Origin of the sequence: Micromonospora sp. NPDC093277 (assembly GCF_044765245.1) — a bacterium.
In the GTDB taxonomy this organism is placed as follows: Bacteria; Actinomycetota; Actinomycetes; order Mycobacteriales; family Micromonosporaceae; genus Micromonospora.
In genome coordinates, this window is sequence record NZ_JBIWJO010000008.1 from 124,443 (window position 1) to 141,693 (window position 17,251).

At 72.0% G+C, this 17,251-nt stretch carries 20 protein-coding genes and 1 pseudogene; 11 read left to right on the forward strand and 10 right to left on the reverse strand.

Annotated features, from left to right (window positions below; genetic code table 11):
* The first annotated feature begins 69 nt into the window (after positions 1-69).
* Positions 70-996: a peptidase M23 gene (locus tag ACIRG9_RS19340; protein ID WP_402857350.1), complete on the forward strand. Its 927-nt coding sequence runs from the start codon at positions 70-72 to the stop codon at positions 994-996.
* Between the two features lie 140 nt (positions 997-1,136).
* On the opposite strand, the gene ACIRG9_RS19345 is transcribed toward ACIRG9_RS19340, so the two are convergent.
* Complete coding sequence (locus ACIRG9_RS19345; protein WP_402857352.1) at positions 1,137-2,000, reverse strand: GDSL-type esterase/lipase family protein; 864 nt, start codon at positions 1,998-2,000, stop codon at positions 1,137-1,139.
* Between the two features lie 106 nt (positions 2,001-2,106).
* Complete coding sequence (locus ACIRG9_RS19350) at positions 2,107-2,709, reverse strand: antibiotic biosynthesis monooxygenase (RefSeq protein ID WP_402857354.1); 603 nt, start codon at positions 2,707-2,709, stop codon at positions 2,107-2,109.
* Positions 2,710-2,984: 275 nt separating this feature from the next.
* Here ACIRG9_RS19350 and ACIRG9_RS19355 point away from each other — a divergent pair, with 275 nt between their 5' ends.
* The 4 genes from ACIRG9_RS19355 (at position 2,985) to ACIRG9_RS19370 (ending at position 6,611) form a co-directional block, all read left to right on the forward strand.
* The gene (locus ACIRG9_RS19355) at positions 2,985-3,248 is read left to right on the forward strand and encodes a DUF6343 family protein (RefSeq protein WP_402857356.1); all 264 of its coding nucleotides are present in this window, start codon (positions 2,985-2,987) and stop codon (positions 3,246-3,248) included.
* 11 nt (positions 3,249-3,259) lie between these two features.
* The gene (locus ACIRG9_RS19360) at positions 3,260-4,672 is read left to right on the forward strand and encodes an NADP-dependent succinic semialdehyde dehydrogenase (protein ID WP_402857358.1); all 1,413 of its coding nucleotides are present in this window, start codon (positions 3,260-3,262) and stop codon (positions 4,670-4,672) included.
* Positions 4,673-4,776: 104 nt separating this feature from the next.
* On the forward strand, positions 4,777-6,354 hold the full coding sequence (locus ACIRG9_RS19365; RefSeq protein WP_402857360.1) for a Na+/H+ antiporter: 1,578 nt from the start codon (positions 4,777-4,779) through the stop codon (positions 6,352-6,354).
* The gene (locus ACIRG9_RS19370; RefSeq protein ID WP_402857362.1) at positions 6,354-6,611 is read left to right on the forward strand and encodes a UBP-type zinc finger domain-containing protein; all 258 of its coding nucleotides are present in this window, start codon (positions 6,354-6,356) and stop codon (positions 6,609-6,611) included. Before ACIRG9_RS19365 ends, ACIRG9_RS19370 begins: the two co-directional genes overlap by 1 nt.
* 52 nt (positions 6,612-6,663) lie before the next feature.
* On the opposite strand, the gene ACIRG9_RS19375 is transcribed toward ACIRG9_RS19370, so the two are convergent.
* The gene (locus ACIRG9_RS19375; RefSeq protein ID WP_402857364.1) at positions 6,664-7,197 is read right to left on the reverse strand and encodes a GNAT family N-acetyltransferase; all 534 of its coding nucleotides are present in this window, start codon (positions 7,195-7,197) and stop codon (positions 6,664-6,666) included.
* A 149-nt stretch (positions 7,198-7,346) separates the two neighbouring features.
* Between ACIRG9_RS19375 and ACIRG9_RS19380 the strand changes: the two genes are divergently transcribed.
* On the forward strand, positions 7,347-7,910 hold the full coding sequence (locus ACIRG9_RS19380; RefSeq protein ID WP_402857366.1) for a GNAT family N-acetyltransferase: 564 nt from the start codon (positions 7,347-7,349) through the stop codon (positions 7,908-7,910).
* Positions 7,911-7,914: 4 nt separating this feature from the next.
* On the opposite strand, the gene ACIRG9_RS19385 is transcribed toward ACIRG9_RS19380, so the two are convergent.
* From ACIRG9_RS19385 to ACIRG9_RS19395, 3 genes are all read right to left on the reverse strand, one after another.
* Positions 7,915-8,427, reverse strand: coding sequence for a hypothetical protein (locus tag ACIRG9_RS19385; protein WP_402857368.1), 513 nt, complete (start codon positions 8,425-8,427; stop codon positions 7,915-7,917).
* A complete protein-coding gene (locus ACIRG9_RS19390; RefSeq protein WP_402857370.1) occupies positions 8,424-9,347 on the reverse strand; it encodes a hypothetical protein in 924 nt (307 codons plus the stop codon). Before ACIRG9_RS19390 ends, ACIRG9_RS19385 begins: the two co-directional genes overlap by 4 nt.
* A gap of 134 nt (positions 9,348-9,481) precedes the next feature.
* Positions 9,482-10,345: a helix-turn-helix transcriptional regulator gene (locus ACIRG9_RS19395; RefSeq protein WP_402857372.1), complete on the reverse strand. Its 864-nt coding sequence runs from the start codon at positions 10,343-10,345 to the stop codon at positions 9,482-9,484.
* 100 nt (positions 10,346-10,445) lie between these two features.
* Between ACIRG9_RS19395 and ACIRG9_RS19400 the strand changes: the two genes are divergently transcribed.
* Complete coding sequence (locus ACIRG9_RS19400) at positions 10,446-11,165, forward strand: SDR family oxidoreductase (protein ID WP_402857374.1); 720 nt, start codon at positions 10,446-10,448, stop codon at positions 11,163-11,165.
* Positions 11,159-11,581: a hypothetical protein gene (locus ACIRG9_RS19405; RefSeq protein WP_402857376.1), complete on the forward strand. Its 423-nt coding sequence runs from the start codon at positions 11,159-11,161 to the stop codon at positions 11,579-11,581. Before ACIRG9_RS19400 ends, ACIRG9_RS19405 begins: the two co-directional genes overlap by 7 nt.
* Positions 11,582-11,665: 84 nt before the next feature.
* Here ACIRG9_RS19405 and ACIRG9_RS19410 read toward each other — a convergent pair whose 3' ends face one another.
* Positions 11,666-11,986: a DMT family transporter gene (locus ACIRG9_RS19410; protein ID WP_402857377.1), complete on the reverse strand. Its 321-nt coding sequence runs from the start codon at positions 11,984-11,986 to the stop codon at positions 11,666-11,668.
* A gap of 20 nt (positions 11,987-12,006) precedes the next feature.
* On the opposite strand from ACIRG9_RS19410, the gene ACIRG9_RS19415 reads away from it, so the two are divergent.
* The gene (locus ACIRG9_RS19415) at positions 12,007-12,180 is read left to right on the forward strand and encodes a hypothetical protein (RefSeq protein ID WP_402857379.1); all 174 of its coding nucleotides are present in this window, start codon (positions 12,007-12,009) and stop codon (positions 12,178-12,180) included.
* Complete coding sequence (locus ACIRG9_RS19420; protein ID WP_402857918.1) at positions 12,177-12,368, forward strand: GNAT family N-acetyltransferase; 192 nt, start codon at positions 12,177-12,179, stop codon at positions 12,366-12,368. The genes ACIRG9_RS19415 and ACIRG9_RS19420 overlap by 4 nt, the downstream gene beginning before the upstream one ends.
* Here ACIRG9_RS19420 and ACIRG9_RS19425 read toward each other — a convergent pair.
* Together ACIRG9_RS19425 and ACIRG9_RS19430 are read right to left on the reverse strand one after the other, a co-directional pair.
* On the reverse strand, positions 12,365-12,562 hold the full coding sequence (locus tag ACIRG9_RS19425) for a DUF397 domain-containing protein (protein ID WP_402857381.1): 198 nt from the start codon (positions 12,560-12,562) through the stop codon (positions 12,365-12,367). The genes ACIRG9_RS19420 and ACIRG9_RS19425 overlap by 4 nt on opposite strands.
* A pseudogene (locus ACIRG9_RS19430) lies at positions 12,550-13,274 on the reverse strand (Scr1 family TA system antitoxin-like transcriptional regulator). Before ACIRG9_RS19430 ends, ACIRG9_RS19425 begins: the two are co-directional and overlap by 13 nt.
* Positions 13,275-13,794: 520 nt before the next feature.
* Here ACIRG9_RS19430 and ACIRG9_RS19435 point away from each other — a divergent pair.
* The gene (locus tag ACIRG9_RS19435; protein WP_402857383.1) at positions 13,795-14,070 is read left to right on the forward strand and encodes a flavin reductase; all 276 of its coding nucleotides are present in this window, start codon (positions 13,795-13,797) and stop codon (positions 14,068-14,070) included.
* 562 nt (positions 14,071-14,632) lie between these two features.
* Here the strand turns inward: ACIRG9_RS19435 and ACIRG9_RS19440 are convergent.
* A complete protein-coding gene (locus ACIRG9_RS19440) occupies positions 14,633-17,239 on the reverse strand; it encodes a glycoside hydrolase family 9 protein (RefSeq protein WP_402857385.1) in 2,607 nt (868 codons plus the stop codon).
* Positions 17,240-17,251: the final 12 nt, after the last annotated feature.

Sequence of the window (17,251 nt, forward strand, 5' to 3'; positions counted from 1 at the left end):
GTGGTAAGTGTGGTGAGGGCCACGCGTTCACCGTCGGTTACCGGTGTATTCGCCCCTTAGCCTCGTCGGATGCGTGACGACGGCACCCTCGACGACCAGTACGGCCTCGGCGGATCGGCTGACCGTTCGGACGATAACAACTCCACCGTTCAGTCAGCCGGTTCTTTGGAGGCTCACCCCCGACGCCTTTCCCTCGACTTCCTCCGTACCCGTTCCAGCGACCCCGCAAACCCCCGCACCGCCCGGTCCGGTCGCACCAAGCTGGCGGTCGCCGCCGGCGCGGTCTGCTGCCTCGGCCTGATCGGCGTCAGCCAGATCGGCGCCGGCTCGATCAACGATTCGGCCTCCGTGTCGGCGCAGGAGGTCGCCCAGCGCGCGTCCGCCGACGCCGCCTCCCGTGGCCTGGCCCGCGAGGCCCTCGCCGCGACCCCGAGCGCCACCCCCAGCGCCGACCCGGACGTCACCTCGACGCCGACGGCGAAGCCCAAACCGACCGCCAAGCCCAAGGCGACCACCAAGCCCAAGCCAAAGCCCAAGCCGAAGCCCACCCCGCGACGGATCGTGCCGGTGGCCGGGCTGGACGCGGACCAGATGGCCAACGCCGTGAGCATCGTCCGGGCCGGCCAGGAGATGGGCGTGCCGCGGCGCGGCCTGATCATCGCGGTGGCGACCGCCATGCAGGAGAGCAACCTCTACAACTACGCCAGCGGCGTGCTGCCCGAGTCGCAGAACTACCCGCACCAGGCCATCGGCTGGGACCACGACTCGGTCGGGCTGTTCCAGCAGCGCCCGAGCAGCGGCTGGGGCGCGGTGAGCGATCTGATGCGGCCCGCGTACGCCACGAAGCAGTTCCTCTCCGCCCTGCTGCAGATCCCCGGCTGGCAGGGCATGGCACTCACCGATGCCGCCCAGGCCGTGCAGGTGTCCGCGTTCCCGTGGGCGTACGCGCAGCACGAGTGGCGGGCCGGCGAGGTCGTCGGCGCGATCCTCGGCTGACGGCGCGGCCCGGCCCGGTGGCGTCCCGTCGCCGGGCCGGGCTGCCGGTAGCGGGGAGAAATGCCCGGTTCCGCCCTCGGGGTGGCCGCGGGGCGGGACTGCACCGGCCCGGATCCGTTGTCGGGCCTGAACCGACCGGGTCAGTCGGTGGCCCAGCCGGCGGCGGCCCAGGTCGCCTCTGCGAGCCGGTTCTGGCCGGAGGCATCGGGGTGGAACCAGTCGAGGGAGTTGACGTCGTCCAGGCTGAACCGGGCCCGGTGCGCCGCCCCGCCGTCCCACCGGCAGCGGGACCCGTACGCCCGGCAGGCGGCGCGGAGCTGGTCGTCGTAGTCGTCGATCCGCTCCCGGAACCCGGCCCGCCGGGACACGGCGGCCGGCGCCGTTGACGTCGCGTCGGCCAGCAGCGCCGGACAGACGCCGTGTGACCAGGCCCGTACCGCCCGGGGCTCGGTGTGCCCGAGTTCCCAGAGCCGGTACAGGTCGGGAATGCTCACCACCAGCACCCGGGCCTTCGGCCGCCCCTCCCGCAGCACCCGCAGGCCGGCGTCGACCTGCTTCCGGAACGTCGCCACCGGGGTCATCGCGTCGACGTCACCTCGGCAGGCGTCGTTCGCGCCGATCAGCACCGTGACGTAGTCCGCCTCGTCGCGTACCGCCGCGCCGGCCTGCTCGGCGAGCCCGGCCGCGCGGGCCCCCGGCGTCGCCCGGTCGTACGCCCGCAGCTCGGGAGCGTGCTCGCGCAGCCGGCGGTAGTGGCTGCGGACCCGGGTGCCGTCCCCGGTCGACCAGGAGTTGCGCTCGCAGCTCACCAGCACCAGGCAGGAGCCGAAACCGGTGGTGATCGAGTCGCCCAGCGCGGTCATCACCGCCGGGCTGCCCGGCCGCGCCGAGCCCGACGGCCGGGGGGCCGCTGAGCCCGACGGTCGAGGGGTCGCGGCGCCGTCACAGGCCAGCGCGACCAGCGCCGCCAGGCAGGCCAGCACGGCGACCCCACGTCGAGGCATTCCGTCCCCCCGTCCGGCGGCACGATGCGGTGCGCCGACCCTACGCGCACGACCGGAACGGTGAGAATCCCTGTCAGCTATCTGGCATCGACAACCGTCGTTCACATTAGCGTGGTAGGCGCCGCCACGGCCCCGGCCGGCCGTGCAGCCACCAATGCAGTGCCCGGGTGATCCGGGGCAGCACCAGGTAGGTCATCAACGGGGTCAGACAGAGCGTCATCAGCAGCGTCCGTACCGCCAGGGGCACGTCGGCGAGGAACCTCGCGGTGAGCAGGGTCGCGGTGAGGCTCAGCGGGAAGAACGCCAGCCAGATCGTCACCGCCTGCTTCCACCGCGGCGGGGCCGGCGCGACGTCGGCGGCCGTCAGGGTCTCCACCACGTGATCCACCGACGGATCGAACCAGCCCTCGATGCCGGTGCGGCGCTCGACCCGGGTGTGCTCGACCATGCCCTGTGCCGAGGTCAGCCACCAGTGCCGCTGGGACGACTCCTCCCAGCGGCGCAGCGTCTCCTCGTCGGCGAACCGGTACATCACATGCCACTCGGGCGACCCCGGCGCGCTGCGTACGAACCCGGCACCCAGGAAGCCGGGGAAGCTCTCGGCCAGCGCCGTGCCGGCCCGCATCCACGCCACCATCTCGTCGCTGCGCGCAGGATCGGCGCGTCGGGCGACGGCGACGGTCACCGGTGCCGCGTGCGTCATCGTCATGCCGTCATCCTTCCTGCTGCCGCCGATCCAGGAACCGGCGTGGCGCAGCCTTGTAACGCACCCCACCAGGCCGTCGCATCCCCCAGCCGCCCCTTGGTGGCCGGGATCACCGCCGCTGCCCGAGCGGGCGGCCATCCCGTGGGCGGCACCGCGAACTGGCCCGTCCCAGTCCGGTCAGCGGCCGGGGCCAGCGGCCGGGGCCAGCGGCCGGGGCCAGCGGCCGGGGGCGGCGGAGGAGACGGTTAGCCCCGCCCATGCGGGGGTAGCCCGGAGGAATGACGCGATCACAGCCCCGCCGTGCCCGTGGCACGGTCGGCCACGCGTACAGCGCGCTGAACCTGCGGCTCGCCCTCGCCCTCTTCGGCCTGGTCATCATGACCGTCTTCGCGGTGTTCGCCTTCGCGGCGCACCTGGCCTGGCTGGGTGTGGTCTCCGCGATCCTCGCCGCAGTGGCCGTGGTCGACCTGGTCATCATCCAGCGCCGCCGCGCCGCCCGCCACCGCGAGGAGCCGGGCGCGCGGCACTCGCTGTTCGAGTGACAGGAGCAGCCATGCCCATCGCCACCACCAACCCCGCCACCGGACAGGTGCTCAAGACGTACGACCCGATGTCGGACGAGCAGGTCGACGCCGCCATCGAACGGGCCTACCTGGCCTTCCGGCAGCTGCACGGCACCACCCTGGCCGAGCGCGGTCGATGGCTCATCGCGGCGGCCGAACTGCTGGAGGCCGAACGGGACGAGACCGCCCGGATGATGACCACCGAGATGGGCAAGACGTACGCGGCGGCCAAGGCCGAGGTGACCAAGTGCGCAGCAGCCTGCCGCTTCTACGCCGACAACGCGGTGCGGATGCTCGCGGACGAGCCGGCCGACGCCGGGGCGGTCAAGGCGAAGCGGGCGTTCATCCGGTACCAGCCGATCGGGCCGGTGCTCGCGGTGATGCCGTGGAACTTCCCGCTCTGGCAGGTCATGCGCTTCGCCGCGCCGGCGCTGATGGCCGGCAACACCGGCCTGCTCAAGCATGCCTCCAACGTGCCGCAGACCGCCCTCTATCTGGAGGAACTGTTCCGCCGGGCGGGCTTCCCCGAGGGGGCGTTCACCACCCTGCTGGTCGGCTCGGACGCCGTCGACCGGATCCTCAGCGATCCGCGGGTCCGCGCGGCCACCCTCACCGGCAGTGAGGTCGCCGGCCGCTCGATCGCCCAGATCGCCGGCCGGGAACTGAAGAAGACCGTGCTGGAACTGGGCGGCAGCGACCCGTTCGTGGTGATGCCCTCGGCCGACCTCGACGGGGCCGCCGAGGTGGCCACCACGGCTCGCTGCCAGAACAACGGGCAGTCGTGCATCGCCGCCAAGCGGTTCATCATCCACACCGACGTCTTCGACGCCTTCGCCGAGCGGTTCGCCGCCCGGATGGCCGCACTCACGGTCGGCGACCCGATGGACGACGCCACCGACGTCGGCCCGTTGGCCACCGACCGGGGCCGCGCCGAGGTGCACGCGCAGGTCCAGGACGCGGCGGACAGCGGCGCCACCATCCTCTGCGGCGGAGAACTGCCCGCCGGCGGCGGGTGGTTCTATCCGCCGACCGTGGTCACCGACCTGCGGCCGGGGATGCGAATGTGGGCCGAGGAGGTCTTCGGCCCGGTCGCCGGCCTCTACCGGGCGTCCTCGTACGAGGAGGCGATCGAGATCGCCAACAGCACCAGCTTCGGCCTCGGCTCGAACGCCTGGACCACCGACCCGGCCGAGCAGGAGCGCTTCGCCACCGACCTGGACGCCGGCAGCGTCTTCATCAACGGCATGACCACCTCCTATCCGGAACTGCCGTTCGGCGGCGTGAAGAACTCCGGCTACGGCCGCGAGCTGTCCGCCGTCGGCATGCGGGAGTTCTGCAACACGAAGACCGTCTGGGTCGGCGAGGGCGAAGCCACCGCGGGAGCGGGCGCACACTCGGAGTAACCGAGGTCGGGGACCTCTGCGTCGATCCGGCCCGGCTGCCGGCCGATCACCGCCCGCCGTCCGGGCCGGCGAGGGTCAGCGGAACACGCCTACCCTCGTACCCCATGGAAGCACTGTTCGAGGTCGTGCTCGTCCTCGCGGTCGCGACGTTCGGCGCGGCACTGGCCCGCCGAATCGGCGTACTCGCGCCGATCCTGCTGGTGGTGCTCGGCCTCGCCCTGTCCTTCCTGCCCGGCTTCCCGCACATCCGGCTCGACCCCAACCTGGTGCTGGTGGGCATCCTGCCACCGCTGCTCTACGTGGCGGCCCTGGAAACGTCGGTGCCGGCGTTCCGGCTCAACCTGCGGCCGATCCTGCTGCTCGCCGTCGGGCTGGTGATCTTCACCGCCTTCGTGGTGGGCACCGTCGTCCATCTGCTCCTGCCCGACCTGCCGTACGCGATCTGCCTGGCCCTCGGCGCGGTGGTGGCGCCGCCCGACGCGGTCGCCGCCACCGCGGTGGCCCGGAAGGTCGGGCTGCCCCGGCGAGTCGTGACCATCCTCGAAGGCGAGAGCCTGGTCAACGACGCCACCGCGCTGGTGCTGCTGCGCGTCGCGACCGTCTCGGCCACCATGGCCTCCGGGCACGTCGGGGCCCTCGACGTGGGTCGGGAGGTGCTGGTCGCCGCCGGCGGCGGCATCCTCGTCGGCCTGCTCGGCGTGCTGGTCTTCGGCTTCCTGCACAAGCGGATCACCGACCCGGTGTTGGACAACGCACTGTCGCTGATCGTGCCGTTCGCGGTCGTCTTCGTCTCCGAGGAGATCCATGCCTCCGGGGTGATGGCGGTGGTGGTGACCGGCCTCGGCATCGGCCACCGGATGCCGCTGCTCATGTCGGCCGCCTCCCGACTCCAGGTCGGCGCGTTCTGGCGGCTGATCCAGTTCCTGCTGGAAGGGCTGGTCTTCCTGCTGGTCGGCCTGCAACTACGGGAGGTGGTCCGCGACCTCAACCAGCCGATCGGCTTCCTGGCCTGGATCACCGCGGCAGTGCTGCTCGTCGTCTTCCTGGCCCGTTTCGTCTGGCTCTTCCCGGCCACCTACCTGGCCCTGCTGGCGCCCCGGAGCGGTCGGCGGGACAGCACGCCGAAGGCCGGCTTCTCCATCGTCATCGGCTGGGCCGGGATGCGCGGCGTGGTCACCCTCGCCGCCGCCCTCGCCCTGCCGCTCACCCTGGCCGACGGCCGGGCGTACCCACGGCAACTGTTCATCTGGCTGGCGTTCGCGGTGATCGTGGCGACCCTGGTCGGGCAGGGCGCGACCCTGCCGGCCGTGGCCCGCAAGGTCAAGCTGCCACCCGACGATGTTGTGCAGGACGCTCTCTCCGCCGCAGCCGTGCAACACCAGGCCGGCCGCGCGGCCCAGGAACGCCTGGAAGACCTGGCCGAGGGGGCGCCGGCAGCGGTGATCGACCGGCTGCGCGGGCTGGTACGCAGCCGCACCAACCTGGCCTGGGAGCGGCTGGGCGGCACCGAGCGGGAAACCCCGTCCCAGGCGTACGGTCGGCTACGGCAGGAGATGATCGACGCCGAGCGGGAGGTGTTCCGGGCCGCCCGCGACTCCGGGAAGATCCCGCAGGAGGTCCTGGTCCGCGCCTACCGTGACCTGGACCTGGAGGAGTCGTTGCTGCGACAGGAGACCGACTGATGAGCTGTCCGCACCTGGCCGAGGCCGGCGACGCCGAGCCTCTGGCCACCACCGAGTGCCCGGGCTGCGTGGCCGCCGGCAGCACCGACTGGGTGCACCTGCGGTCCTGCCTGAGCTGCGGTCAGGTCGGCTGCTGCGACTCCTCGCCGAACCAGCACGCCACCCGGCACTTCGAGGAGACCGGGCACCCGGTGATGCGATCGGTCCAGCCGGGGGAGTCGTGGCGCTGGTGCTTCGTCGACGAGGAGATCGGCTGACCGGGCAGCCGGGAAGAGGCCGCGGCGCGGCGGCCAGCCCGGCGCGGCCGGCTCAGTCCAGGCGGCGGGCCAGGACCTGGCCGGGCCACGGGTCGCGGCCGGCCCGCGGCACCGTGAACGGGTCGGTGGCGGTGAAGCCGCAGCCCTCGTAGAAGCGGACCAGGGCGCGATCGTCGCCGCGGTAGCAGTCCACCCGCAGCAGACCCAGTCCCCGGTCGCGGGCCAGCTCCTCCGCGTACGCCAGCAGCCGCGCCCCGATCCCGTTGCCGGCGTACGCGCGGTCGCTGACCAGCAGGTTGACGTACAGCTCCGGCTCGGTGGCCGGCGGCACGTACTCGGTGGCCGCGCCCACCACCAGGGCGCCCACGGCGGTGTCGCCGAGCATGGCCAGGTACAGGCCGCCGCCGGTGGCCCACCCGTCGGCCTGGGCGATCCGGCGCGGGTCGGCCGACGCGGGCTCGGTGCCCCACTGGCCGGTCCGGCCGCGCTTGGCCAGCCAGGCGGTAGCCCCGTCGAGCAGCCGCAGCACGGTGGCCGCGTCGTCCGGCCCGCCCGGTCGAATGGTGATGGTCCGCTGGTCCGTCATGTCGACATGCTGCTACACGGCAGCAGCCGGTCGGTCACCGGCCGCCGCCGATCGCCCCGGCCGCGAGAGGTTCTCCGGGGAACGTTGGCAGCGGAGCAATTCGACACGCCGGGGCGAACACAGCTGAGCTGCCAACGATCATGGGCTGGGTGGAAAATGTGCTGGCCCGGACGCGTGCCGGTCTGGTTGGGTCGGGCAGCGTGGAGCGCAGCAGGTTTGCCCGGGCCGACGAGTTGACCGAGGTGCAGCGGATCGAGGTGGCCTCCGGGGCGCCGTTCCGGGAGATCGGCATGACCGAGGTCGCGGACATGCCGCCGCTGCCGCTGGACGTGCTGGCCGACCGCCAGCGGGCCGGGCAGGTGTGGGTGGCGGTGGACGCTGACGACCGGCTGGTCGGCTTCGCGGCGGTCGACCTGGTGGACGGCTGCGCGCACGTCCTTCAGCTCAGCGTGGACCCGGCGTACGCCCGGCGGGGGATCGGGCGGGGGCTGCTCGACGACGTGGCCGAATGGGCGGCCGGGCAAGGGCTGCCGGCGTTGACGCTGACCACGTTCCGCAGCGTGCCGTGGAACGGGCCGTACTACGCGCGCTGCGGATTCCGGGAGCTGACCGGCGCGGAGGTCACGGCGGGGCTGGCCGAGCTGCTGGCCGCCGAGGCGGCGCTCGGTCTGGACCCGGCCGACCGGATCGCCATGCGTCGTCCCGTCAGCTGAGGAGTCAGCGGCGGCCGGGGCGTGGCCCCCCGTACAGGTGCACCCGGTCGTCCCGGTCGCGGGCCCACTCGGCGTCGTGGAAGAGGCCGGGGCGGGCCGGCGCGTGGGCGACGTGCACGGTCCACTGCTCGTACCACCAGCGGGCGGCGCACTGGCAGCCGGTGAACCGGAAGTTCGCCCGCCAGCGGCACAGCTGTCCCGGGGCGAGCGAGAACAGCCGGGTGCCGACCCGCCGGACGGGGAACGAGGCGTTGCCCGGCAACCGGTCGACCACCGCTGCGCCGTCACGCCACTCGACCCACAGCCCGGCGTCGCGGGCCGCCGCAGGGCCCTCCCGAAGCTGCTCCGCGGGCCGATAACCGGTGGCCTCGTCGAGCAGCACCTCGTGCACCGTGATGCCGTCGGTCCGCAGCGACGGCAGCGCGTACACCAGGGGGAGCCGGCCGCGGACGGTGGCCCCGGCGGCGTCGCGGCTTGTCCAGTGGATCCGGATCCGTTGGACGACCAGGCTGTTCATCCGTCCACCCTTGTGGCGAGCAGGCGTTCGGTGGCCAGGCAGGAGACAAGGCAGCGTTCCTTGGCGTCGCCGGCCAGCCGGGCCGTCCAGTCGGTGAGGCCGCCGTCGCCGACCTCCCACGTGCCGTCGTGCAGGGTGAGTCGCAGCGCGCAGCCCACGTAGTAGCCGCGTCCGCGCTGCCGGTCGGGCTCGTCCAGCAGCAGGATCCCATCGGCGGCGAGCGCCGGACGGACGGTGTCGGCCATCCGCTCGCCGACGACCGGGTCGAGGATCGTGGCGTGCAGGCGGGGCCCGGCCGAGGGAGCCAGCTCGGCGAGCACCGCCCGCCACCAGACCAGGTGCCGGATCAACAGTCGCGCCTCGGTACGCCCCGACCCCGCGTCCCGGGCGCTGGACACCAGCGTGAAGAGCCGAAAGTGCGCGGACGCGCCAGGGCCGAAATCCTGTGCCCGGAGCACCCGGTGCACGGCAGCGAGGTGTACCTCACCGGTCCGCCCCTGCCGCTGCCGGCGCGTCACCGCCTCGACGGCGAGGGCATTGGTCGGGTCGCTGACCACCTCGGTGCCGCGCAGGGTGGTGACGATCCGGTTCTGGCTGATCGGCGCGACGGCGGAGCAGGTGCCGAGCGGGACGACCGGCGACAATTCGACGCCGGCTGTGTCGGCCGGCAGCAACTCCCACAGCCGCGCCTCCAGCCTGGCGAGCGCACGCGGCTCCACCTCGGACGGCCGGACGAAACGGTCCTCCCGCCAGCGCCGCAGCACCTCCGCCGGTCGTACCGCCGCCGCGCGGTCGCGGGCGACCGCCAGCAGCAGCGTCCGCAGGTCCGCCGCGGGCAGCCCGGCCAGCGCGGCCCGGGTGCCGGCCGGCAGCGCCGCCCACACCCGGCGCTCCGCGCCGGACAACTCGCCGGAGTCCATGCCCGCCACCATGGGGTACGCCGCCAGACCTCGTCCACCCGGTTTCGTTACCCGCCCGGCGCACGCTGAGCCGCGCAGATCCTGGGAAGGCAGACCGCCGACCGCTGGTGAGGCGACGGGGGTTTGAGTGTGGGTTACGGCGACCCGGTGCGGCCCACTGGGGTAAATCTTTCAGTGCCGGTGACGCGGAGCAGGTCGAGGGCTGAGCTTTCGGGTGTGCCGGGTGCGGTCGAGTAAACGATGAGTGTTTGATCGGCTTCCGGCACCAGGAGCACGTCGCAGTCAAGTTTGAGCGGACCGATATCGGGATGTTGGATGGTTGTGGTGGCGGCACGCAACTGCCCTGATCGCCCGGCTTTCCACAGTGCGTCGAACCGTTCGCTGCCGTTGCGCAGATCGGCGATCAGGCGGCTGAGCTCGGGGTCGTCGGGGTAGCGGGCCTGGGCGGATCGTAGGCACCCGACACAGTGTGGGGCCGTCGCAGCGTCCTCCTCCGGTGTCAGCGTCATTCGGTTCGACCCGGTGCCAAGGAATCGCTGCCGGATGATGTTGCGGCGCGCGGGTGGCCATTCGGAGAAATCGCCGAAGAGAGCGGCGGCAAGGGGATTCCAGGCGAGGACATCGGATTTTGCCGACAACACCAGTGCGGGCAGGTCGGACACCCGGTCTAAAAGCCGCAGCACACTTGACCGCACCAGCATCGGTATGCGTCCCGCTTGTGGTGGTTCGGATCCGGCGAGTCGGAAAACCAGGTCCCGGTCGCTGTCGCTGAGCCGCAGTGCCCTGGCGAGTGCGCCCAGCACCTGGCTGGACGGTCTGGGGCCGCGTCCCTGTTCGAGGCGGACCACGTAGTCGATACTGAGGCCCGCCAGGTGGGCGACCTCTTCGCGGCGCAGCCCCGGGACCTGTCTGCGTGCTCCGGAGGGGAGTCCGACGTCGACCGGTTTCACCCGCGCCCGTGCGGTGCGGAGCACCGCGGCCAATTCGGCTCTGTCCACGCCTCCATGGTGACCCACGACCGGGATGCCGGGGTGGTACCGCCGGTCCCACGGTTGAACATCCCTAGCGGACGACGGACGCGGACGTGACGCTACAGGCATGGCATCAACGACGATCGCCCTCGTTACGGGGGCGAACAAAGGGCTGGGACGCGAAACCGTACGGCGGCTCGCGGGACTGGGCTGGCAGGTGTTCCTCGCTGCACGGGACACGACGCGCGGCGGGGCGGCTGGGGCGGAGCTGATCGCGGAGGGGCTGGACGTGGAGTTCGTGCCGCTCGATGTGACCTGCGACGAGTCCGTCGCGGCGGCTACCGAAACCGTGAAGGCCCGAGCTGGGCGACTCGACGTGCTGGTCAACAACGCCGGTGTCGGTGGACCGGGCAGCCAACCAGCCGACACCCGGGCCTCCGACCTGCGGACGGTGTTCGAGGTGAACGTGTTCGGCCCCGTGCGGGTCACGCACGCCTTCCTGCCGCTACTTCGCGCCGCCGAACATCCCCGGGTCGTGATGGTATCCAGTGGAATGGGCTCAATCGCCACGATCGCAGACCCGAACTTGAGCGGACTGGTACCCCCGGAACTCGGCTACCCCGCGTCGAAAGCCGCGCTGAACATGGTGACCACTCAATACGCGCGTGCACTGGGCAACATGCGGATCAATGCGGTCGATCCCGGCTACACCGCCACCGATATGACCAACCACGCTGGCTTCCAGACGGTGGCCGAGGGAACCGATGCGATCGTACGTCTAGCCTGTATCGGACCTGATGGTCCAACCGGCGAATTCTTCGACCGCAAGGGAACCGTTCCATGGTGACCGTGGGAAATCATGATTCGAGTAGCACGAGCGCTGTCTTGTCGATCGGGTTGCATCCAAGCGCCGTCGACTACAGCCGGTACCCCGGCCTGGACGAGGCGACCTTGAAGGCACGAATCGAGGCAGGTGAGGCTTCGCTGCGCGCGGCCGGGTTCGACATCGTCTCGTGTCAGGTGCCTGCGGCGCCGGACGAGGCGGAGGCGCAAGTCCGTGCTTGCGCCACCGCGGGGTCGTTTCGGGTCGCGATGATCGGCGCCGGTGTGCGGATGGCACCAGAGCACACCCTGCTGTTCGAACGTCTCTTGAACACGCTCAACGAGATACAACCGGCTATCAAGTTCTGCTTCAACACCACACCAGAGACCACGATCGACGCGCTGCGACGATGGGTGCAACCGGCACCCGGTAACGGCTGACAACCGGGGTCGCAGGAGGTACGGCTTGTGCGGGGCCGGCAGGAGCGGGATGCTCCTGCCGGCCTTCTCTACGGCCGTCAACCGTCAGTGGGCGCCGCCGAGGTTGAGGACCACCACCCCGGCGATGATCAGGGCGGCGCCCGACACCTTCGTGACGCTGAGCGGCTCGCCCAGGAAGGCGGCGCCGATCGCCATGATCGCGGCGGTGCCGAGCCCGGACCAGATCGCGTACGCGACGCCGACCGGGATCTCCTTGACGGCCAGGGCGAGCAGCCCGAACGAAGACACATACGCCACCGCCAGGCCGAGCGTCGGCCAGAGCCGGGTGAAGCCGTCGGTCGCCTTGAGCAGGCTGGTGCCGATCACCTCCGCGGTGATCGCGGCCAGCAGGAACACGTACGCCATGGCTCTCCTTCGCGCGGGACATGTTCGCCAAGTTCTTCGCCGAGTCGCTGACCTCCGGTGGAGCGCTCACGGTCACGTCCATCGGGGGTGATGTGATCGGCTCATCCCGTTTCCACGGCTTCGACGCGACGCGCGGCGAGGCTGGACCTTCCTCGCCCGGTCGTGCCGGGGTGGGGCGGCCAACGGTGCGCTGAAGGCGCTGATGGTGAGCCACGCCTTCCGCTTCGTCGAGCGGGTCGTCTCCCTCGTCGACCCGGAGAACCGCCGCTCGCAGCGTGCCCTGCAGAAGATCGGCGCGGTCCGGCCCGACGCCGGGCGGGACGCCTCCGGCCGACCGAGCCTCCGGTTCGAACTGGTGCGCCCGCCGGCTGTCCCGGTCTAGCGGCGGGATCCGCCGAACTCGCCGACGAACGCCTGCCAGGCGGCCGGGTTGAAGCGCAGCATGCCGCCGGTGCGGTCTTTGGAGTCGCGGACCAGGACCACGCCGGGGAGGTTGTCGGCGACCTCGACGCAGTCGCCGCCGTTGGAACTGCTGCGGGTGCTGGTGCGCCAGTGGGCGCCGGTCAGGTCAGCCATGGTCGCGCCTTCAGGAGTTGAATCGTCTGGTCGCGCGGCAGCGCGATCGACCTAAGAGTGTCCCAGACCTGCCACAGGGGAGCAACGTCCTTTATGGTCCGCCCCGCCGCCTGGTCGTCCAGGTAGGCCACGTCGTCGCCGTCGTCGACGGTGGCGATGACGAACGGGCCGGCCTGCCCGGGGTGGAAGCCGGCGCGTAGCGGCAGCACGTGCAACAGGATCCGGGGCCGCTGCGCCATGGCGACCAGGTGGCGAGCTGCGGCTGCATGATCTCCGGCTCGCCCCGGCGCAGGGCGGCCTCGTCGACGACGAAGATGGCCAGTGGCGGCCGGGGCCGGTCGAAGACGGCCGCCTGGCGGGCGAGCCGGGCGGCCACGTAGCCCTCCACCTCGTCGTCGGCGAGGGGGCCGCTGCTCAGCACCGCGTGCGCGTACTCCTCGGTCTGGAGCAGGCCAGGCAGCACGGACGGCTGGAACGAGCGGAGCGCGCCGGCCTCCTCCTCCACCTGGGCCCACGGCCGGAACCAGTCCGGCTCGCGGCGGCGGACCACGTCGGGCCACAGCTCGCCGATCTCCCGGCCGAGCGCCCTGGACACCGCCGCCCGGTGCCGGGGGTGCGGGACCCGCCCCGGTGTCACCCAGCGGGCGGCGGTCTTCGGGTCCACCCCGACGCGTTCGGCGAGGGACTCCGCCGTCTCGCCCGCCTCGGCCATGGCCACTCGCAGCGCGTCGTTCACACCGGCCTCCACGAAGGACGTTCCAGACGTCCGCCGACCCTACCGCTACGCGGTGTGCCCGTCTCGCGACGCGCGGCAGGCTCCCGGTCAGTGGAACCGTCGCCGTGACCCGAACCGTCGGCGGGACCGTGGGCCGCCCGGCCAACGGCGTCCGGGCGGCCCCTCCAACGACCATGAAGGAGGTTCCGCCCGTGCTGTTCCGGTCCCGGCGTCGTGACCCTGCCCCGGCCCCACCCCGCGTCCCGCCACCACGGGAGTCCTGGGAGAACGCACGCACGCAGATCTTTCCCACCGTTACCCCCGGCCGCGCCGGCAACCTGACCCCCGCCCAACGCTGGCGGGCCGGCGGCTGGCGGTTGGGCCGAGCGACGAATCCTGCGGTGGTCACGCGCCCCAACGCCGGCCCGACGGCCACGCGCGGCCGGGTCGGTCCTGGGGTTTCGGCGGGCTCTGCGGCAACTCACGGCAATGCCCGCCCCTCAGGCGAGGCGGCGCGGTGAGCCGGCCGGCGCGACCGCACGTATTCATGCGGCCGCTCTGGCGGTGCCGGGCGTGCGGCGCGGACTGGCCGTGCCAACCCGCGCGGCTGGCGCTGTTGGTCGAGTACCGCGACGACCGGACGGCGTTGCTGGTGTACCTCGGCATGCTCATGCACGAGGCAGGCGACCAACTCGCCCAGCTCAACGGGCACACTCGCCCGCCCGGCCTGACCGACCGCTTCCTGACCTGGGCCCGCGCCCGCGGCCAGGACCCGGGAGATCCGTCGGAGTGATCGTGCTCGAACACGGAAGTCAACGCCGTTGCGTTCAGCGTGGTGAGCGCGTGGGTTTCGGGTGTTGTCCGGGTGTTCGGGCTGTGCGGGCAGCGGGCCTGGCCAGTACGCGCGAGCTGTGGTCCCCGAGACGGCGTGTCGCGCGCCCGGTAGGTCCGCGTGTCGCGGCCACCCAGCCAGTCAGGTCTCACCGATATGTCGCTGAGACATAAATACGTCTCAGGGACATATCCAAGAAGAGGGCGTTGCTTTCGGCGGCGTGACCGCCTGTCACGGCTTGGGGCTGGTGCCCCACCTTCGGAACGACGTCCCAGGCGGGGTATCGGGTGTGGTGGGTCAGGCTGGTGATCAGCCGGCACTGCTCGCAGCGCACGGTGCCGTCGGCGAGGGTGACGGTGACCTGCGAGGAGTCCCGCTCCCTCGATCCACCCAGGGGTTGACCCGCCGATCACAGCCCTGACGCAACGGCGTCGACACGGAAGTAGTGGCCTCCGGTGAGCTGGAGGCCACTACTTCGTGGATCGAGCACGATCAGGCAAGTGGAGCGCGTGCCCCGGGGCGGTCAGGAGAGTGAGCAGGCCTTCCCGTTGAGGGTGACCAGGTTGGGGTTGGGGTTGGGGCCCTTGCCCGTCGAGCCGAGCAGGCCGAAGGTGATCTCCCCGCCGGGGGCGATCTTCGCGTTCCACGACTCGTTCGTCGCGGCGACCGTGGCACCCGACTGGGTCAGCTTCGCCGACCAGTAGCTGCTCACCTGCTGGTCGCCGGTGAACGCCCACCGCACGTTCCACCCGTTCACCGCGGACGTGCCGGTGTTGCGCACGGTGACCTGGGTGTTGAAGCCGTCCGGCCAGCTTCCGTGGGTGGTGTACGTGACGGCGCAGGTCGGGGCGGGCACCGCCGCCGCGTCACGCTGGTCGGCGAGGAACGACGCCAGCCACGCCAGCGACGAGTTCCAGTTGATCGCCACCTCGTTGGTCGAGTACGAGTTGATGTCGTCGACGTAGCAGAACATCGGCTCGCAGCCGGCCAGCAGGTTGGCCACGAACGGGTCCTGGAGGGCGGAGTTCGCGCCACCGGCCAGGGAGCCGGCCGGCGGGTGCGGCAGGTTCGCGTCGAGCTGGTGGCCGAAGATCCGGCTGTGCTGGTTTTGCGCCGCGTGCTCGCCCCAGCCGGTCACGTACGAGATGTTCAGCGCGTTGCGGCCGAGCAGGTAGTCGGCGCTCTGCACCGCCCCGTCCCGGTACTTCGCGTCCCGGGTCAGGTCGAACGCGGTGGCGAGCACGACCGCGTTGTTGATGATGTTGCTGTTGCCGCCCCAGACGTACGAGTTGGCGTCGCCGGAGAGCGGCAGCCCGTACGCCTGGCCGCGCAGGGTGGCCAGGTAGCGGTCGGCGGCGGCGGTCACCGAGGCGCGGATCCGGGCCCGCTCGGCGGCCGGCAGCGCGTTCGGCACGGTGGCCAGGTCGAGCCGGCCCAGCGCGCCGACGCTCTGCCAGCCGAAGGCACCCCCGGCGTCGAACACGTCGGCGGTGTGCAGCGGCGAGGCGGTGAGGTCGGTCAGGTACGCCTGCTCACCGGTGGTCAGCCACAGCTCGACGGCCGCCCAGTAGAACTCGTCGGTGACGTTGGTGTCGTCGTACGCGCCACCGCCGTTGCCGTCGGCCGCCGAGGCGTACACCTTCGGGTGTGCCTTGGCCGCCGCGTAGGCGGTCTTCGCGGCGGTGCCGCAGCGGGTCGCGAAGGCGGCGTCGTACGGGGCGAACAGCCGGGCGCACTGGGCGGCGACGGCGGCCAGGTTGAGGGTGGCCGCGGTGGACGGCGGGTGCAGCTCGCGCGGCTGCGGGTCGTCCTGCGGGGCGAGCGGCAGACCGGTCCAGTTCCGGTCGTGGATCTTGTGGTGGGCCATGCCGGCGAGCGGCTTGCCGGCCGGCACCTGCATCCGCAGCAGGAACTCCAGCTCCCAGCGGGCCTCGTCGAGGACGTCCGGGACGTTGTTGCCCCGCTCGGGCACGCGCAGCGTCGAGTCGGCCAGCGCCGCGCCGCCGGCGGCCGTCTCCGCGGTCTTGGTCCGCTCGAAGGCGCTCAGCAGCTGGTAGGTGGCGATGCCGCCGTTGACCACGTACTTGCCGTGGTCGCCGGCGTCGTACCAGCCGCCGCGCACGTCGAGGGAGTAGTCGCAGACGCCCTGCTGGCAGGGCACGGTGGTGTCGCCCTGGTTGGGTGCGACGCCGAGGTGCCCGGCCGGGCGGGCGTACTCGGCGCCGATCAGGTTGCCGTCGATCGCGGTGCCGCTGCGCTGGGCGTAGAAGAACTGGAGGGAGTCGGCGCGCAGCCGGTCGTAGAGGGTGCCGGAGATGTCGAACGGGTGGCTGGTCTCCCCGTCCGCGACCAGGGTGTAGCCGGTGCCCGGGGTGCGGAACGACGAGAAGTCGACGGTCTGCGCGTTCTGGCCGGACGCCGGGTCGACGCCGCGCGGGGTGGCCTGGCCGCTGGCCACCACCGTGCCGGACGCGGACTTCAGCTGCCAGGGCAGCGGGTCGGTGGCGTCGGTGACCACGGTGGCGTTCTTCGGCCCGCCGGGCAGGTAGCCGACCTGGTTGACCCGCACCCGCGGCCCGGTGTCCGGCTCGTACGGCTGGGCCGGCTCGCCGCCGCGCAGCGAGACGTTGTCCAGGCAGACGGTCTGCGCCTGCGCGCTGCCGCCGACCTGGAAGATGACCTGCGCGCCGGGGTTGTCGTCGGGGACGGTGAACGTCCTGGCGACGTGCTGCACGGTGCTGGTCGCGGTGGCGTTGACACTGGCGTACGTGGTGTAGGGGGCGCTGCCCAGCTGGAGCACCGCCGTGACGGCCGTCCCAGGGGTGGCGGAGATGTCGAAGGAGAGTTCGTACTCGGCGCCCGCGATCAGCGGCACCGCGTCCTGGCCGATGCCGGCGTCCCAGGGGTTCGCCAGGCCGGCGGGGACGGTGGTGCACAGCTGGCCGTCGACGACCTTGAGCTCGCCGGTGCCGTACGAGAACCAGGGGCTGGTGCCGGCGCTGAAGTCGCCGTTGTGAATCTGTTCCGGGGCGTCGGCCGGCACCTCGGCGAGGGCCGGGCTGGCGGCACCGGTGAGGACGAGGGTGGTGGCCGCGGCGAGCGCTGTGAGGCGACGTCGGGATCGGGTCACGGAGATTCCTTC

Coding starts and splice junctions, on each gene's coding strand:
- ACIRG9_RS19365 (WP_402857360.1), top strand. CDS start 4,777: ATGGAAGCACTGTTCGAGGTCGTGCTCGTCCTCGCGGTCGCGACGTTC.
- ACIRG9_RS19370 (WP_402857362.1), top strand. CDS start 6,354: ATGAGCTGTCCGCACCTGGCCGAGGCCGGCGACGCCGAGCCTCTGGCC.
- ACIRG9_RS19360 (WP_402857358.1), top strand. CDS start 3,260: ATGCCCATCGCCACCACCAACCCCGCCACCGGACAGGTGCTCAAGACG.
- ACIRG9_RS19350 (WP_402857354.1), bottom strand. CDS start 2,709: ATGACGATGACGCACGCGGCACCGGTGACCGTCGCCGTCGCCCGACGC.
- ACIRG9_RS19340 (WP_402857350.1), top strand. CDS start 70: ATGCGTGACGACGGCACCCTCGACGACCAGTACGGCCTCGGCGGATCG.
- ACIRG9_RS19410 (WP_402857377.1), bottom strand. CDS start 11,986: ATGGCGTACGTGTTCCTGCTGGCCGCGATCACCGCGGAGGTGATCGGC.
- ACIRG9_RS19405 (WP_402857376.1), top strand. CDS start 11,159: ATGGTGACCGTGGGAAATCATGATTCGAGTAGCACGAGCGCTGTCTTG.
- ACIRG9_RS19385 (WP_402857368.1), bottom strand. CDS start 8,427: ATGAACAGCCTGGTCGTCCAACGGATCCGGATCCACTGGACAAGCCGC.
- ACIRG9_RS19375 (WP_402857364.1), bottom strand. CDS start 7,197: ATGACGGACCAGCGGACCATCACCATTCGACCGGGCGGGCCGGACGAC.
- ACIRG9_RS19400 (WP_402857374.1), top strand. CDS start 10,446: ATGGCATCAACGACGATCGCCCTCGTTACGGGGGCGAACAAAGGGCTG.
- ACIRG9_RS19345 (WP_402857352.1), bottom strand. CDS start 2,000: ATGCCTCGACGTGGGGTCGCCGTGCTGGCCTGCCTGGCGGCGCTGGTC.
- ACIRG9_RS19355 (WP_402857356.1), top strand. CDS start 2,985: ATGACGCGATCACAGCCCCGCCGTGCCCGTGGCACGGTCGGCCACGCG.
- ACIRG9_RS19415 (WP_402857379.1), top strand. CDS start 12,007: ATGTTCGCCAAGTTCTTCGCCGAGTCGCTGACCTCCGGTGGAGCGCTC.
- ACIRG9_RS19425 (WP_402857381.1), bottom strand. CDS start 12,562: ATGGCTGACCTGACCGGCGCCCACTGGCGCACCAGCACCCGCAGCAGT.
- ACIRG9_RS19390 (WP_402857370.1), bottom strand. CDS start 9,347: ATGGACTCCGGCGAGTTGTCCGGCGCGGAGCGCCGGGTGTGGGCGGCG.